At 66.7% G+C, this 15669-nt stretch carries 15 protein-coding genes; 3 read left to right on the top strand and 12 right to left on the bottom strand.

The annotated features are described in order from the left end of the window. Positions 1–32: 32 nt before the first annotated feature. From LGM71_RS08255 to panE, 5 genes are all read right to left on the bottom strand, one after another. Positions 33–1040, bottom strand: coding sequence for an ABC transporter permease (locus LGM71_RS08255; protein WP_124628186.1), 1008 nt, complete (start codon positions 1038–1040; stop codon positions 33–35). Then, positions 1027–2547, bottom strand: coding sequence for a sugar ABC transporter ATP-binding protein (locus LGM71_RS08260; protein ID WP_226114589.1), 1521 nt, complete (start codon positions 2545–2547; stop codon positions 1027–1029). The genes LGM71_RS08255 and LGM71_RS08260 overlap by 14 nt, the downstream gene beginning before the upstream one ends. A gap of 62 nt (positions 2548–2609) precedes the next feature. After that, entirely contained in the window at positions 2610–3551 is a 942-nt protein-coding gene (locus tag LGM71_RS08265; RefSeq protein WP_124901267.1) for a substrate-binding domain-containing protein, read from the bottom strand. A gap of 117 nt (positions 3552–3668) precedes the next feature. Further along, the gene (locus tag LGM71_RS08270; RefSeq protein ID WP_059600066.1) at positions 3669–4628 is read right to left on the bottom strand and encodes an AraC family transcriptional regulator; all 960 of its coding nucleotides are present in this window, start codon (positions 4626–4628) and stop codon (positions 3669–3671) included. A 295-nt stretch (positions 4629–4923) separates the two neighbouring features. Further along, positions 4924–5862 (bottom strand): 2-dehydropantoate 2-reductase, encoded by a 939-nt coding sequence (panE, locus tag LGM71_RS08275; protein ID WP_226114590.1) that lies wholly within the window; start codon positions 5860–5862, stop codon positions 4924–4926. A gap of 258 nt (positions 5863–6120) precedes the next feature. Between panE and LGM71_RS08280 the strand changes: the two genes are divergently transcribed. Beyond that, complete coding sequence (locus tag LGM71_RS08280; RefSeq protein WP_226114591.1) at positions 6121–7674, top strand: methyl-accepting chemotaxis protein; 1554 nt, start codon at positions 6121–6123, stop codon at positions 7672–7674. A 123-nt stretch (positions 7675–7797) separates the two neighbouring features. Here LGM71_RS08280 and LGM71_RS08285 read toward each other — a convergent pair whose 3' ends face one another. Beyond that, positions 7798–8475, bottom strand: coding sequence for a response regulator transcription factor (locus LGM71_RS08285; protein WP_124901265.1), 678 nt, complete (start codon positions 8473–8475; stop codon positions 7798–7800). A gap of 375 nt (positions 8476–8850) precedes the next feature. On the opposite strand from LGM71_RS08285, the gene LGM71_RS08290 reads away from it, so the two are divergent. After that, a complete protein-coding gene (locus tag LGM71_RS08290) occupies positions 8851–9342 on the top strand; it encodes a hypothetical protein (protein ID WP_124628176.1) in 492 nt (163 codons plus the stop codon). Positions 9343–9400: 58 nt separating this feature from the next. Here LGM71_RS08290 and LGM71_RS08295 read toward each other — a convergent pair whose 3' ends face one another. From LGM71_RS08295 to LGM71_RS08320, 6 genes are all read right to left on the bottom strand, one after another. After that, positions 9401–10822: a sigma-54 dependent transcriptional regulator gene (locus LGM71_RS08295; RefSeq protein WP_124901264.1), complete on the bottom strand. Its 1422-nt coding sequence runs from the start codon at positions 10820–10822 to the stop codon at positions 9401–9403. A gap of 112 nt (positions 10823–10934) precedes the next feature. Beyond that, the gene (locus LGM71_RS08300) at positions 10935–11519 is read right to left on the bottom strand and encodes a hypothetical protein (protein ID WP_124901263.1); all 585 of its coding nucleotides are present in this window, start codon (positions 11517–11519) and stop codon (positions 10935–10937) included. Between the two features lie 155 nt (positions 11520–11674). Then, the gene (locus LGM71_RS08305; protein ID WP_226114592.1) at positions 11675–13489 is read right to left on the bottom strand and encodes a chemotaxis protein CheA; all 1815 of its coding nucleotides are present in this window, start codon (positions 13487–13489) and stop codon (positions 11675–11677) included. Between the two features lie 44 nt (positions 13490–13533). After that, the gene (locus LGM71_RS08310) at positions 13534–13815 is read right to left on the bottom strand and encodes a hypothetical protein (protein ID WP_124901261.1); all 282 of its coding nucleotides are present in this window, start codon (positions 13813–13815) and stop codon (positions 13534–13536) included. Positions 13816–13892: 77 nt separating this feature from the next. Beyond that, the gene (locus LGM71_RS08315; protein ID WP_226114593.1) at positions 13893–14483 is read right to left on the bottom strand and encodes a hypothetical protein; all 591 of its coding nucleotides are present in this window, start codon (positions 14481–14483) and stop codon (positions 13893–13895) included. Positions 14484–14594: 111 nt separating this feature from the next. Then, complete coding sequence (locus LGM71_RS08320; RefSeq protein ID WP_124901259.1) at positions 14595–14921, bottom strand: hypothetical protein; 327 nt, start codon at positions 14919–14921, stop codon at positions 14595–14597. A 207-nt stretch (positions 14922–15128) separates the two neighbouring features. Here LGM71_RS08320 and LGM71_RS08325 point away from each other — a divergent pair, with 207 nt between their 5' ends. Beyond that, complete coding sequence (locus LGM71_RS08325) at positions 15129–15425, top strand: hypothetical protein (protein ID WP_226114594.1); 297 nt, start codon at positions 15129–15131, stop codon at positions 15423–15425. Positions 15426–15669 lie beyond the last annotated feature (244 nt).

Consider the following 15669-nt stretch of genomic DNA (forward strand, 5'->3'; position numbering starts at 1 on the left):
GTTGATGTTTCGGATGTCTGATGAATGAATCGTTACCGCGACCGTTCGCGGCTTATGTAGATCGCGAGCAGGATGATTCCGCCCTTGATCACGTTCTGCACATACGGGTTCACGCCGATCATGTTCAGCCCGTTGTTGAGCACACCGAGCAGCAACGCACCGACGAGCGTGCCGAGGATCGCGCCGCGCCCGCCGGAGATCGACGTGCCACCCATCACGACGGCCGCGATCGCGTCGAGCTCGAAACCGACGCCGGCGTTCGGCTGCCCGCTCATCAGGCGCCCGGTCAGCACGATCGCGGCAAGCGCCGACGTGAGCCCGGCCAGCGTGTAGACGATCAGCTTCACGCGCGCCACGCGCACGCCGGTGAGCCGCGTCGCCTGCTCGTTGCCGCCGATCGCATACACGTAGCGGCCGAACGGCATCCGATCGAGCAGCAGCCATGCGATCGCGTAGACGACCAGCATGATCAGCACCGGCGCCTGGATGCCGAGCACCTTGCCGCTGCCGAAGAACGCGACCCAGTCGGGCAGCCCGTCGATCGGATAGCCGCCCGTATAGATCAGCGCGAGGCCGCGCGCGATGCCCATCGTCGCGAGCGTGACGATGATCGGCGGCATCCCCGCGAACGCAACGAACACGCCATTCAGGAAGCCGAACCCGAAACCCACCGCGATGCCGATCGCGAGCGCGGCGACCGCATTCACGCCGGCCACCATCAACCCGGCCGCCAGCGTGCCGGACAGCGCCATGACCGAGCCGACCGACAGGTCGATCCCGCCGGTCAGGATCACGCAGGTCATGCCGACCGCGATGATCGCGTTGATCGACACTTGCCGCAGCACGTTCTCCAGGTTCGCGGCGGACAGGAAGCTCGGGCTCGCGATCATCATCGCGATGCACACGACGATCAGCCCGACGAGCGGATAGAACAGCGTCGAGTGCCGCAGTTGCGTCCACATCGCGCGCGGCGGCGGCATCTCGCCGGCCGCGGCCGCGAGTGTCGGGGAAGCCGGGGAAGAAGAATCAGGCAAGTTCATGGGTCGCTCCTCGCGTGCCGCCCGTGGCATGGGTCATGACCGTGTCGGGATCGATCTCGTCACCTTCGAGCGTCGCCTCGATGCGGCCCTGCCGGAACACGGCGACGCGATCGCACATGCCGACGATCTCCGGCAGCTCGGACGAGATCATGATGATGGCGTAGCCGCGCGCGGTGAGTTCGCGCATCAGCCCGTAGATTTCTGCTTTCGCGCCGACGTCGATGCCGCGCGTCGGCTCGTCGAAGATCAGCACCGTCGCGTGGTGATTCAGCCACCGCGCGATCACGACCTTCTGCTGGTTGCCGCCCGACAGCGTCGCGACCTCGGTATGGATCGACGGCGCCTTGACGCCGACACGCCGCATCACGTCGTTCGTCGTACGCGCTTCACCGCGGCGATCGATCAGCCAGCGCATCGACCGGTACTTGCCGAGGTTGTTCAGCGAGATGTTGTCGCGAATCGAGAACGACGTGACGAGCCCTTCCGTCTTGCGGCTCTCCGGCAGAAGGCCGATGCCTGCGCGCAACGCATCGGCCGGATCGGCGAGCTTCGCCGCCGCGCCGCGCACGCGCACGTCCTTGCGGTGCGCGCGCGTCGCGCCGATGATCGCGAGCGCGGTCTCGGTACGGCCGGAACCGACGAGCCCCGCGAAGCCCAGAATCTCGCCCGCATGCAGCGCGAAGCGGTTGACCGGGCCGTCGCGCTCGATCTGCAGCGCGTCGACTTCGAGCACGGCGGGCGCATCGGCGGCGCGCGCCGGCTTCGGCGGGAAGCTGCTTTCGAGCCGGCGTCCGACCATCATCCGCACCAGTTGCTCGACGTCCGTGCGCGCGACGTCGGTGGTCGCGACATACTGACCGTCGCGCAGCACCGTGATGCGATCGCACACCGCGAAAATCTCGTCGAGATGATGCGAGATGAAGATCATCGCGACACCCTGCCGCTTCAGCTCGCGCATGATCGAGAACAGGCGTTCGGCCTCGGCCGGCGTGAGCGTGGCGGTCGGTTCGTCGAGAATCAGGATGCGCGCGTCGAGCGACAGTGCCTTGCCGATCTCGACGAACTGCTGCTGCGCGACCGACAGCGTGCGCAATGGCGCGTCGAGATCGATCGTCACGCCGAGCCGCGCGAAGATGCCGGCCGCGACGCACCGCATCCGCGCACGATCGCGCACACCCCAGCGGGTGCGCAGCTCGCGGCCGAGGAACAGGTTGTCGACGGCATCGAGGTGCGGAATCAGGCTGAATTCCTGGAACACGATGCCGACTCCGGCCGCGACCGCGTCGTGATAACTCGCGAAATGCCGCGCGCTGCCGTCGATCTCGATCGTGCCGGCATCCGGCTGCTGGATCCCGCAGAGGATCTTCATCAGCGTCGACTTGCCGGCCCCGTTCTCGCCGAGCAGCGCATGAATCTCGCCGCGCGCGATTTCGAGGTGAATGTCCGACAGCGCCTTCACGCCCGGAAAGCTTTTCGTGATGTGATCGAGCGTCAGTATCGTGTCCATCGGCTTCTCCGTGCGAAGGGCGTCGGCCGGGCCGCCGCCCTCCACGTCGCGTTGCGCGTCGCTCACCAGCTGAATCCCTTGGCATTGCCGCGATCGACGACCTTCACGTCGACCGGAATCGCCTTCGGCACCGTCGCGCCCCACTTGCGCGCGATCGCGATGCCGAGCGCGATGCGCACCTGGTCGGCCGGGAACTGCGCGGTCGTCTCGATGAACTTCGAGTTCGGTTTCTGGATCGCCGCGATCGCCTCGGGGGCGCCGTCGACGCTGGTCAGCCTGATGTCCTTGCCCGATCCCTCGATCGCGGCGAGCGCGCCCATCGACCCGCCGTCGTTCACGCTGAAGATGCCCTTCAGGTTCGGATGCGCGGAGATCATGTTCTCCGTCACCGACAAAGCGGTCGCGCGCTCCTGCTTGCCGTTCTGCGTGTCGACCAGCTTCACGTTCGGGAATTTCGCAAGGCCGGCCTTGCATCCGCGCACGCGTTCGAGAATCGGCACGACCGGAATGCCGTCGAGGATCGCCACCTCGCCGCTGCCGCCGATCGCCTTCGCGAGGTATTCGCACGACATCACGCCCGCGTCGTAATTCTTCGAGCCGACGAACGAATCGACCGGGCCGTTCGCGTTCGCGTCGACGGCCACGACCACCGCGCCGGCCTTCTTCGCCTGCGTGATTGCCGACTGGATGCCGGTCGAATCGGTCGGATTCACAAGCAGGATGTCGATCTTCTTCTGCAGCATGTCCTCGACGTCGCTCACCTGCTTGCTGACGTCGTGATGCGCGTCCGTCACGACGACCTGTGCGCCGATCGACGCGGCCGCGTCGTTCAACGCCTTCTGCATCGTCACGAAATACGGGTTGTTCAGCTCCTGGAAAGTCATGCCGATCCGCAGCGGCGCCGCATGCGTGACCATCGGGAACCAGGTTGCGACAGCTGCCGCGGCAACGGTCGCGATGCGGGCGGCGCGGCGGCGGGATGAAGCGAGCGATGCGTGCGTCATGACGGTGTCTCCGGTTATGTGCGGTTTTTTCGTGGGTAAGCGAGCCCCTCGCGACGCGAACGGCGCGATCGGCTGGGTGAAACGGCAAGGAAAGTCAGGCGGGCGAATGCCCGTCGATCATCCGGGCTGCGGTACGAGCCCGAGCGCACCGGACGCGACCACGCGCGGCGGCATCGGATTGCCGGTGGGCGCGGCGTGCAGCGCGAGCTCGCGGCTGCGTGCGTTCAACCGCTGCAGCGCGCGGAATTCGGACGGTGCCATCCCCTTCACCGCGCGGAACTGGCGGTTGAAGTTGGACACGTTGTTGAAGCCGGCCTGGAAACAGATGTCGGTGATGTTCGCGTCGTCGGCGAGCAGCATCTGGCATGCGGATTCGATCCGCAGCCGGTTCACGTACTGGACGAACGGCAACCCGGTATGGCGATGGAACGCGCGCGAGAATGCGCTGACGCTCTGTCCGGTCAATTGCGCGAGATCGGATTCGCGCAGCTCGGATGCGAGGTTCTTGCCGATGTACGACAGCGCGTGGCTGAGCCGCGTCGGCGTCACGTGAGCCTGGTCGTACGCGGGACTCGCGAGCAGCGTGCGTTCGGCCGCGCCGCACAGCCGTTCGAGAATCGTCATGAACAGCGCGATGCGACGCATCCCGCGCGCGTTCAGCAGTTCATCGAACAGCGGTGCGATCGCGGCGCTCGTGTCGTCGTCGAAGCCGACGCCGCGCCGCGCGTCGTCGAGCAGCGCCTGCGCGTCGCGGCATTCGGGAAACGCGTCCATGCAGCGCCGCACGAATGACGGATCGAACTGGATCACCAGGTTACGGCGCTCGACGGTTTCCCCTTCCGCCATGTCGCTGACCCAGTTGTGCGGCAGGTTCGGGCCGAGCAACACGAGGTGGCCGGGGCCGAATGAGCCGATGTGGTCGCCGACGAAATACTTGCCGCTCGTCGCGACGATCAGGTGCAGTTCGAATTCGGGATGGAAATGCCAGCGGATCGTGCGGTACGGATAGCCGTGCGACCAGACCTTGAACGACTCGTCGCGTCGCACGTCGACCACTTCCAGATCGGGATGCATCATCCTGGCGTCTCCATTCCCATGTCTCGCTGGCCGGGCCGTTCGGCGGTTCGCCTCGTTCGCCGCGTGAGTCGTGCGGCAACGCGACCGGTCGCATGGGAAGCAATGTAGGTCGATCGCGTGCGCGGCTCCACCAACTTTACGCCTGATTTTCGATACTTTTTTGCAGGTTGCGGGTGGAAACGGACACGAAACGCAAAATTGTGCAGTGCGGCACCCCGCCGACCGAACGCCGGCGGGAAGTACGCGCGCGCCGGTGAGCGGCCGCCATGCGGATCGACGACGGCCGCTGCCTCGGCTACGCCGCCGCGCTTTCCCGCGCGACACGCACCTCGTACGCCTTCAGGTGGTTGTGCGCGATCCGCAGCAACGACAACGCATCCGCCGCCCGCGGGTCACGGCGGGCAAGCAGGTCGCCGATCACGTGATCGGCTTCGACCCGTGCGCGGTTTTCGACGTCGCGCAGCATCGATGCGGTCAGCGGCGACGGCGTCAGCACCATCCGCTGCATCCGCTCGACCGCGGCGGGATCGGGCCTGTAACCGTTATGCGCGGCGATCGCGCTGCATTCGTCGAGCATCGTCTCGAGCAGGCGGCGGCCGTCCGGCGCGGCGAGAATGTCGCCGATCGAACCGCGAAACAGCGACGTGCTCGCCGCGAGCGTCGCGAGGAACACCCACTTGTCCCACATCCGCGCGGCGATGTCGTCGCTGAGCGTCGCATCGAAACCCGCGCCGCCGAGCACCTCGGCCACCGCGCGCACGCGCGCCGATTCGCCTCCGGCGAGCTCGCCGAACGACAGCCCCGCCGTGTCGTTCAGTTGCACGATCCGCTGCTCGCGATCGAGCGTCGCCGCGATCACGCACAGGCCGCCGAGCACCTGCGCGGCATCGAACCGGTCGCGCAGCACGTCGAGATGGCGCATCCCGTTGAGCATCGGCAGGATAAGCGTCGTCGGCCCGACGAACGGCGCGAACGATGCGATCGCATCGTCGAGGCTGTAGGCCTTGCAGCTCAACAGCACCAGGTCGAACGGCGCGGCCGCGTCGCTCGCGCGCAGCGTCTGCACGTTCGCGAGCGTCAGGTCGCCGCGCGGGCTGCGAATCAGGAGCCCGTCGCGCGCGAGCGCGGCCGCTCGGCCATCGCGCACGAGGAACGTCACATCGCGCCCCGCCGCCGCGAGCCGGCCGCCGAAGTATCCGCCGACCGCGCCGGCTCCCACCACCAGAATTCGCATCGTTGCCTCCTTTCGGGTTCGTTCGACGCCGCCGCCGTTCACCCGACCGTCGGGGCACGACGCGCAGCCGCCATCGCCCGACAGTATAGCGGCGACGAGTATGTATATGCATAGATACCCGTACCGCGCGCGACGGTATCGCGCCGCTGCCGTTTCTAAGGGATTTCCCGCCTACGGCAACGTCCGCTTCATGCCGTCAAAGAATTATCCCGTCACGCCGTTCCGGCGCGCTTGTTCGACCGACCGACCTCACTACCCATGCGCACCCTTTCCCTGAACCAGAAACTCGCCTCGATGATCGTCATCCTGTGGCTCGGCCTGCTCGTGATCGCCGGCGTCGGCGCGTGGCAGACGCGCGCATCGATGATCACGGACCGCCGCGACCAGCTTGCGTCGCTGGTCGCGCAGGCGACGAACGTCGCCGACCACTACTACAAGCTGTCGCAACAGAACGCATTGCCGGAATCGGACGCGAAGCAGAAGGCGCTCGAGGCGATCGCCGCGATGCGCTACGGCACCGACGGCTACGTCTCGATCAACGATTCGAAGCCGGCGATCGTGATGCATCCGATCAAGACCGAGCTCAACGGCAAGGACGTGTCGAATTTCACGGATCCGAACGGCAAGCACCTGTTCGTCGAGATCGTGAAGGCCGGCAACGTGGAGGGCGGCAAGGGTTTCGTCGAATATCTGTGGCCGAAGCCGGGTGCCGACAAGCCGCAGGACAAGACCAGCGCGGTGCAGCGCTTCGCGCCGTGGGACTGGTATCTCGTGACGGGCATGTACACGGACGACGTGCGTTCGGCCGTGCTCGCGAGCGTCGGCCGCTGGCTCGCGATAACGACCGTGCTCGGCGCGATCTCGACCATCGTGATGGTGCTCGTGCTGAAAAGCGTGCGCGCGAACCTCGGCGGCGAGCTCGAAGTGGCGCTCGACGCCGCGCAGCGCATCGCGCAGGGCGACCTGACCGGGCGCGTGAGCGTGAAGCACGACGACCGCGGCAGCCTGCTGCATGCACTGCACACGATGCAGAGCGGGCTGATCGACATGGTGTCGCGCGTGCGCGCGGGCACGGAGAACATCAACGTCGGCGCGAGCGAGATCGCGTCGGGCAACACCGATCTGTCGCAGCGCACCGAGGAACAGGCGGCCGCGCTCGTGCAGACCGCATCGAGCATGGACCAGATGACCGCGAACGTGAAGCAGAACGCGGACAGCGCCGCCCAGGCCGCGACGCTCGCGGGCCAGGCCGCGCAGGTCGCGACGCGCGGCAGCGAGGTGGTCGACGATGTGGTGCGCACGATGAACGAGATCACCGACCGCTCGCACAAGATCGGCGACATCATCGGCGTGATCGACGGGATCGCGTTCCAGACCAACATCCTCGCGCTGAACGCGGCCGTCGAAGCGGCGCGCGCGGGCGAACAGGGCCGCGGCTTCGCGGTGGTCGCGGCCGAGGTGCGCTCGCTCGCGCAACGCTCGGCGACGGCCGCGAAGGAGATCAAGTCACTGATCGTGTCGTCGAACGAAACCGTCGAGCACGGCGCGTCGCTCGTCACGCACGCGGGCGAGACGATGGCCGAGATCGTGCAGTCGGTGCGGCGCGTGAACGAGATCCTCGACGAGATCAGCCATGCGTCGCGCGAGCAGAGCGCGGGGATCGAGCAGGTCAACCGCGCGGTGGGCGAGATGGACCAGGTCACGCAGCAGAACGCGGCACTCGTCGAGCAAGCCGCGGCCGCCGCGCATTCGCTGCGCGACCAGGCCGAAGCGCTGCGCGACGCCGTCACGCGATTCGCGTTGCCGGCCTGACGTCGCTCCATCCGTCGGCATCCCGCCGGATGCCGACGGATTTCGCCTGACCGGCCGGCAATGCGCGCCCGGCCCCTGCACGACCCAGGCCCCTCTCGCGCTACTTGCGCGCTTCTTCCACGCTTACCCCGCTCCGCCCGGCCGGCTCATGGCCTTGACACCGCCGAACCCGATCCCGGCCGCCCGCTGGACCAGCTCGATGTCGTTGGTCACGCCGAGTTTCTTCATCGCGCTGATCTTCTGCGCGCTGACAGTCTGCTTGCCCTTGTTCAACCGCTGCGCGATCGTCTTGATCGGCAGGCCGGCCAGATAAAGGCGCATCACCTCGATCTCGCGCGTCGACAGTTTCACCGGCGCCTGGTCGTGCTCGGCGACCGCATCGAGCGCGCGCCGGACGAGCGGCGACTGATAGCGCCCGCCGCTGTAGCTCGAATGGATCGCGGTGACGATGTGACCGACTTCGTCGAACTTGCTGACGAGGCTCGTGCCGCCTTTCGCGAGAATCGAGCGGAAGATCACCGGATTCTCGTTCCCGACGAGCGCGACGACTCCGACGTTCGGGCGCGTGCTGTGCAGCCAGTCGAACAGTGCGAGACCGTCCAGCTGCACGTCGCCGCGAATCGGATAGTCGACCAGCACGATGTCGCAGTCGAGGCGGCCGAGCACCTCGATCAGATCGCCCGGGGTCCGGGAGACGCCGACGAGATCGATTGCGCACGCGTCGCCGGCAATGTGCTCCATGCCAGCGAGCGTCAGCGGCGAGTCGTACGCGAAAACAGTGCGAATTCTGAATTTCCCCATGCGCAGTTCCAGAAGGTTCGCCGGGCCGCACGACGCGGAATGCGTGCGCGGCCGGATCGGCATTGAATCGACGTTCAGGATATTTTTATCCCGAACATCATTCTAGGCAGCAACGCGCGGCCGGGATATGGGGCGCCGTCTGAATTGATCCGTGCAGGCGTGATACGAGTTTGATATCGGCGCCGGTCGGCTCGTCCGGCGGCAGCCGGGGTCGGCCGGACGGCCGACGTTGCGGGTCGCGCGGGCCGCACGGACGGCCCGCGGGGTAAAATTGCGGCCTTTGCATGCCACTCCGGGCGACCGGCCAGGGGCAGCGCGCCATTGCCGGCCGCGCGCCCGCCCGTTCGCCGGCTACCCGTACTCCCCGCTTCCCCCATGACCGAATCCGATCTGCAACCCGACGACACCACCATTCACGAAGACGGCCTCTGGCGCGACAACGGCTGGACGGCCCGCATCATCAAGAACGAGGACGACGACGGCTGGGCCGTCGAGATGATCAAGGACGGCGAAGCCGAGCCCGCGCTCGTCGGCCCGTGGACGATGGGTCGCGACAAGAAGAATCCGAAGCCGATGGACGCGAATGCGTTCCGCACGCTGGTGAAGACCGCGACCGAGGTGCTGATGCGACACGAGCAGCAACGCCGTGCGATGCTGCACAAGGAAGTGACGGTGCAGGACGACGACGGACAGGATGTGTCGGTCACGCTCGACATCGTGCCGGACGAGTTCGAGCCGTATGCGCAACTGAAGGCGTTCGACCCGTACGGCGAGCTGCTGGCCGACGCGAAGGTCTCCGCCGGGTTCAAGCTCAACAAGGCCAGTGCCGCACGCTGGGTCGAATCGGGCTTCGAACGGCCGGCCTGACGCCACGGGCCGGCGCCCGCGCGGGCCCGGGCCGCATGCCGCACGGGCGCAACCGGCGTCAGCCGTGCAGGCCGTGCGCGGTCATCAGGCGGTACAGCGTCGCGCGCGAGACGCCGAGTTCCGCCGCGACGTCGGCATGCTGGCGCCGATGCCGCAACAGCGTTTCCTCGATCGTGCGCCGCTCGGCCTGGCGGCGCGATTCCACGAGCGTCGGCGGCCGGTGCGACGTGTACTGGCTCAGTTCTAGATCGACGGCCGAGATCAGCGGGCCATTCGTCATCACGACCGCGAAGCGGATCCGGTTGATCAGTTCGCGCACGTTGCCGGGCCATGCATAGTCGTGGATCGCCTCGATCGCGCACGGCATGAAGCCGCGAATCCGGTGCGCGCTGTCGCCGCGATAGCGCCGCAATATGTGGTCGGCAAGCAGCATGATGTCGCGGCCACGCGCGCGCAGCGGCGGCTCGTCGATACGCAACACGCACAGCCGGTAGTACAGGTCCGCACGGAACCGGCCCGCGTGCATCGCGGCCTCGAGATCGACGTGGGTCGCGGATACAATCCGCACATCCACCGGAATCGACGCATACCCGCCGAGCCGCTCGATCTTGCCCTCCTGCAGGAACCGCAGCAGGCTCGCCTGGCTCTCGAACGGCATGTCGCCGATTTCATCGAGGAACAGCGTGCCGCCATGCGCGGACTCGATGCGGCCGATCTTGCGCTGATGCGCGCCGGTGAACGCGCCGCGTTCATGGCCGAACAGCTCGGCCTGCAACAGCGTCGCCGGAATCGCCGCGCAATTCACGGCGACGAACGGCGCGTCGGCGCGCGAAGAATGCTGGTGGATCGCCGACGCGGTCAACTCCTTGCCGGTGCCGGATTCGCCGGCGATGAACACGGTGGCCTCGGTGTTCGCGACCTTGCGGATCGTCGCGAACAGACGGCGCATCGCGTCGCACGCGCCGATCATCGTACCGCCGGGCGGCGCGGCATCGGCGGCCGGATCGCCTTCCTCCAGTTTCAGCATCCCGTACGCATGGCCGACGAGATAACCGATCGTCGTATAGGCCGTCGCATTGCGCACGTAGCCGAAGCAGCACTGACGGATCAGGCGCGCGATTGTGGCATCGCGCAGTCGCTCGTCGTCGGCGAGCGCGACCCAGCCGATCCGCGGATCGCGCAGCAGCGCCTCGAACGACGCGACGTCGGGCGACGCGAGGTCGTCGAAATCGACGATGCCCGCATGCAGGCGATTCGCCTTCACGAGATTGAGTGCGTCCGCAACGGATTTCGCGCGCCACATGTCCCAGCCGCGCGACGCGAGACAGTCGACGAGCCCCGCATCGGGACGCTGCGACAGATACACGAGCGGGCGTGATGGCACGCTATGGAGACGCGGGACCGCGACGAACTGCGGCGTGCACGGGGCCCGTTCATCCTCCTGCGGGCCTGACAGTCTGATTGGGCAGCATTGGTTCACGATGGCCTCGCCGCATGGGGTTGTCTGGCGGAACGGACGGCGCGAAACGGTGCGCGGCAGGCCTCCCTGCCCACGCGCGACGCTGCCGGCATGTCCGCTCGGGAAAGTTTCGTCATCGGCAGAACACGACACGCTGCAGGTAGATCTGCGGTTCGACGACGGGCCGCGCGGCCTGGTTGAGATCGTCGCGATAAGCACGGTAGGTCTTGCCGTTCACCGTCACTTCCGTCGCAGGCGCCGTCTCGATCGTGTTCAGCCCCTTGCGCTGCCAGTCGCTGACTCGCGCCGACGCGGACAGGCTCGACTCGCCAGCGATCTTCTGCGTGATCGCGCTGCTGTCGCTCCACGGCTGCGTCTGCATGTCCTCCGCGTGCTGCATCGCGCCGATCGTCTTGCCGGTCGGCGTCGGCCCGGTCTGCGCTTCGAACGGCGCGCCACGACCGTACACCGGCGATTGCCACGACGGTGCGTGTCCTTCCGCCGGCATCATGTAGATCATCTGCGGATCGCCGACCATCATCATCGGCACGCATGCCGTGTTGTCCGCGCGGCCGAGCGTCGTCAGCGCCTGCTGGACGCTCGCGGCATTCGCGAGGGTCTGCTCGCTCAGGATGACAAAGACCGCAGGGTTCTGAAAAACCGACTGCGCGGCGGCTTGTGTGCCGACCAGCAGCAGCGCGACCAAAAAGATCCTCATGATTGAGGCCTCCTTGTACCCTCGTCAGGCAAAAAGAGGTGTTGACCTCGGGGAGGGACCAACACCCGTCAAACTTGCGACCTGCGTCGCGCCGCGGATCCCGGCGGCGCCCGTGCGATCGGCATGCCGGTCGCACGGGCGCCCTGTCCGCATGATTACGACGACGTGCTCGTCGAGATGACGGTCGGCGCCGGCATCATCGGCGCGGCCGGGGCGGCCTGCTGGTCAACCGTGGCCGGCGCCGGATCGGATGCGGCCGGCATGTCGGCGGACGGTGCGGGCGCGGCAGCGGATTCGACGGCTTCCGTCGCCTTCGCGTCGGCGGCCGGCGTGTCGGCAAACGCAGCCGCTGCGGCGGGCTGCGCGGCTTCCGGCGCAGGTGCTTCGGCTGCCGCCTGCGTGGCCGGTTCGGCAGCCTTCGCATCGATCGCGGGCGCGGACATTGCAGCGTCCTGGGTCCGCGGTGCGGCGTCGGTCGCGGCCGGTCCGGATTGCGCGATATCCGGCGTCTCCGTGACGGCGGCCGGCGCTGCCGCGGCTTGCGCGGCGGTGTCGGTCGCAGCCGGTGCAGGTTCCGGTGCCTTGTCGGCGACCGCCGGCGCGGGTTGTTCCGGCGCCTTCGTATCGACCGCAGGCGCAGCCGTGGCTTGCGCCATGGTGTCGGTTGCAGCCGGCGCGGGTGCCGAGGCCTTGCTGGCAACCACCGGCACGGGTTCCTTCGTCTTCGTCTCGACCGGAGGAGTCGCCGCGGCTTGCGCCGTGGTGTCCGTTGCAGCCGGCGTGAGTTCCGGAGCCTTGCTGGCAACCACCGGCACGGGTTCCTTCGTCTTCGTGTCGACCGAAGGCGCCGCCGTGGCTTGCGCCGTGGTGCCGGTCGAGGCCGGCGTGAGTTCCGGAGCCTTGTCGGCAACCACCGGCACGGGTTCCTTCGTCTTCGTGTCGACCGCCGGCGCCGCAACGATGGCCGCAGCCGGCACCGCGCTCACCGCGGCCGGTGCAGCCGCAGGCGCGGCGCTCACTGCCGGTGCGGCCGCGGCAACCGGTGCGGCAACGGCGGCAGGCACGAGGGCAGCCGCTTGCGTCGCCTTCACGGCGGCCGCCTGTGCTGCAGCAGGCACCGCGCTGGCCGCCGACGCGGCGATCGACGGCGCGGGCACCGGCGCCGGGATCGGCGCCGCCTGGACCGCGGTCGTCGCCACCGGGCGCGTCTGCACGGGCGCGGCGGCATCGAGCGGCGGCAGGCCCATGCGGTTGCGCACGAGCGGATCGCGATACTTCACGTCGTCGGCCACGGTCGCTTCGGCGGAGGGCGCCACGTTCGAGCGCGCAAGCGGCGCGGTCGTGCCCGGGCACAGGTGCCCGGTCGCTTCCACCGCGCGCCGGTTCGCGTCGCTCTGGCAAAGCAGCGCGAGCGCGACGTCGGTCAGCCCCATCGCGCGGAATTCACGCGCGTCGAGACGACGCACGCATGCCTGGTCGACCAGGGTCGTGCCGCCCGTCGCGCCGAAGCCCGGAAACGACACGCCGACGCTCACCGAGCCCATGCAGGTATCGGACAGCGTGGTCGTGAGACCTGGCGCCTGGATCGCCGGGTTCGTCTTGATCGTCTGGGTGCCCGAGTAGTTGACGTTTTCCGCCGCCTGGGTGTTGTACGGGCTGGTGCCGGGCGAGCCGGCCGCGAGCGAGCTCGTGCTCTGCGGCGTCACGTTCGAGCCGCCACTCGTGGAAGACGGCAAGTTCAAGTTCACCTGCACGCTCGAATTGCCGCTGCTCCGAACGCCGCTGCTGCTCGTGGCATTGCCGCCGGTCGTGTTGTTCGTGTTCATGCTCGCGCCGCCGCCAAGGCTGACTGCCGTCGACGACGTCGAGGACTGCGCGCTTGAAGTCGAGTCGGCGGTCTGCGCTTGGGCACCGATCGTGGCCATCGCGAACATTGCCGCACATGCCACCCTGATCTTGTTGCTGTTCATTTCAATCTCCGGACGTGGTTTGACCTCCCACCCAGGCAACCGTATTAATTCCCCTGAATTCCTTCAGCTTTGCCTGCTTCCCCGAACTGCTTCCAGCCGCTGCCCAGCTGGGACCATGAACCGCCCGACATGCCCGGCCATTGCGGGGCCGCCGATGCACCGATGGCGCTGCCCGACGAAAGCGTGTGTTGTTGTGACGGTTTGGTCGTCTGGTCAGGATTGCTTGACGTTTGCACATTCGATTGCACGTCGTCGGCAGCACGGTCAGCGCCATACGCCGTCAGGGACGCGAGCATCAGAGCGGCGGCAATCAGTTTCTGCTTCATGCCAACTCCTTACGGTGACAACAAGGCGAGGAAAGAGAGACCAGCGTCGTTGGGAAGCTGGCCCCCCGACACGCGAATCAGGGACTGCCGGCGGTCGCGCCGGAGCTGCCCTGACTGCCGCCCGATGCGAACGGCGATCCGGCCGGACCCGTGCCCCATACCGTCGACGAGTTGTAGTGGTTCGAGCCCGCGACCGTTCCCGACCACCCACTGCCCGCCATGCCAGCGGCCCCCGCGTTGGCAATACCGTTGTCGTTCGCGCCGGTTGCCGTGTAGTGGTTCGAGCCGAGTACGATCGTGGCGGTCACCCCTCCCGACAGCGCATTGGCGTTCTCGCTCGTGTTGCCGGTTCCACCGAACGAGCCTGCGGCACCGATACCGCCGCCTGCCGCGAACGCGCCTCCGTTCGTGCCCCAGCCGCTGGCCGTCGAAGTCGAGTCGTGATAGGCGGATGCCGTGCCGGTGGATCCGGCGGGTGTCACGGTGCTTCCGGCGTTCGCGCCCGCGACCGAAGTCGAGTTGCTCGTGTAGCTGCCGGTACCGACCAACACCGAACCGGAGACGCCTGCCGCGACGGATTGCGTCTGGTTGAATGTCGTCGGACCTGCCGCCAGCACGACTGACGATAGGGCGGTGAGCGCTGTCGCTAAAATGACGTTGGCTTTCATAGCAATTCCTTGCTGTGAGGAAATTCGGTGGCCAGGTCGCCGGGTCCGCCCTCGCGGGACGAAACCCGGCATCCCTGTCACCTATCCATGACGAACGCTATGCGCCGCGGCTTAGTAGTGATACATCGTCCAGCCGGTCGATCCGGCATTCGCGCCGCTGGAACCACCAGCTTGTGCGCCGCCGAAGCCGAAGCCGCTCACCGTCGATGTGTTGGTGTGGTTCGTGTACGAGATCGAGCTGCTCGCGCCGCCACCGGCCGTTGCACCGGCAGCGCCGAGCGCCGCGCCGGAATCCATGGCAGTGAACGAACCGAACCCGACGACACCGGCCATCGTCTGGCCACCGCTCGACGAATTGCTGGTCGAAACCGTGCCGCTCGCTGCGAACGCTGCACCCGAAACCGCCATAACTGCTACTGCAATCAGAAGCTTCTTCATGGTCGACTCCATAACGGCGTGGACGGAACAAGCGAGGAAAGCTGCACGCCTTCAACTTCCCTGCCTCGAGCAATCCCTAAAAATAAGGATCACTATCCAATCACAAAAAAAACGATTCATCTCGAATCCGAGACCACGTAACTTTTGGCCAAGCCAACTTCAGGCTCGTATTTTTAGTTTTCCGAATTTTTATGAAAATTTTCGATATTGAATATCGATTTTCAAAAATCAGAAAACAAATTGCCTCACGCACCCGAATGCAGGAATTCAGCATTCGGGACTGGTTTTTTCGAAATTCACACCCGCGACATACCAGCACACGGCATTCGCGTCAGCGATCGAAAATGCGTGAAAATGGTTAACTACCGAAAATGCAGCGCCAGCGAAAACATGCACGTCATCGTGGCGATAACGGGCCTGCATTACGGTCAGTCGGCATCGCTTCTCCCTGAGTTACCGATCAACGATATTCCGGGCAATCCGGCCAACGGGTATTCGAGCTAGTCCGGCCAGCGCCGGCATATGCACGGCGCACTCGATACGGCCGTGCACGGTAGAAGTCGGGTCGGGGTCGAACTGTCCGGCACGAACAGCCCGGTCCACCCGGACGTGATGGAAGAAGGGGAGCACCGCTGTCGGCCGGTTGTCATGCGGAACGACAGGCGTTCCAGCACGTGCAACACGCGGATGCCGGGAAACCGGCAATGAACCCGCGAGGCTGGCACTGCATCGCGAGCCGTACTCCGAG

This window comes from Burkholderia sp. AU33545, assembly GCF_020419685.1.
Lineage (GTDB): Bacteria > Pseudomonadota > Gammaproteobacteria > Burkholderiales > Burkholderiaceae > Burkholderia > Burkholderia diffusa.

What these genes read in the sequence shown, in the direction of transcription:
- LGM71_RS08255 (WP_124628186.1), bottom strand. Translation starts at nt 1,040, where the DNA reads ATGAACTTGCCTGATTCTTCTTCCCCGGCTTCCCCGACACTCGCGGCC.
- LGM71_RS08260 (WP_226114589.1), bottom strand. Translation starts at nt 2,547, where the DNA reads ATGGACACGATACTGACGCTCGATCACATCACGAAAAGCTTTCCGGGC.
- LGM71_RS08265 (WP_124901267.1), bottom strand. Translation starts at nt 3,551, where the DNA reads ATGACGCACGCATCGCTCGCTTCATCCCGCCGCCGCGCCGCCCGCATC.
- LGM71_RS08270 (WP_059600066.1), bottom strand. Translation starts at nt 4,628, where the DNA reads ATGATGCATCCCGATCTGGAAGTGGTCGACGTGCGACGCGACGAGTCG.
- panE (WP_226114590.1), bottom strand. Translation starts at nt 5,862, where the DNA reads ATGCGAATTCTGGTGGTGGGAGCCGGCGCGGTCGGCGGATACTTCGGC.
- LGM71_RS08280 (WP_226114591.1), top strand. Translation starts at nt 6,121, where the DNA reads ATGCGCACCCTTTCCCTGAACCAGAAACTCGCCTCGATGATCGTCATC.
- LGM71_RS08285 (WP_124901265.1), bottom strand. Translation starts at nt 8,475, where the DNA reads ATGGGGAAATTCAGAATTCGCACTGTTTTCGCGTACGACTCGCCGCTG.
- LGM71_RS08290 (WP_124628176.1), top strand. Translation starts at nt 8,851, where the DNA reads ATGACCGAATCCGATCTGCAACCCGACGACACCACCATTCACGAAGAC.
- LGM71_RS08300 (WP_124901263.1), bottom strand. Translation starts at nt 11,519, where the DNA reads ATGAGGATCTTTTTGGTCGCGCTGCTGCTGGTCGGCACACAAGCCGCC.
- LGM71_RS08305 (WP_226114592.1), bottom strand. Translation starts at nt 13,489, where the DNA reads ATGAACAGCAACAAGATCAGGGTGGCATGTGCGGCAATGTTCGCGATG.
- LGM71_RS08310 (WP_124901261.1), bottom strand. Translation starts at nt 13,815, where the DNA reads ATGAAGCAGAAACTGATTGCCGCCGCTCTGATGCTCGCGTCCCTGACG.
- LGM71_RS08315 (WP_226114593.1), bottom strand. Translation starts at nt 14,483, where the DNA reads ATGAAAGCCAACGTCATTTTAGCGACAGCGCTCACCGCCCTATCGTCA.
- LGM71_RS08320 (WP_124901259.1), bottom strand. Translation starts at nt 14,921, where the DNA reads ATGAAGAAGCTTCTGATTGCAGTAGCAGTTATGGCGGTTTCGGGTGCA.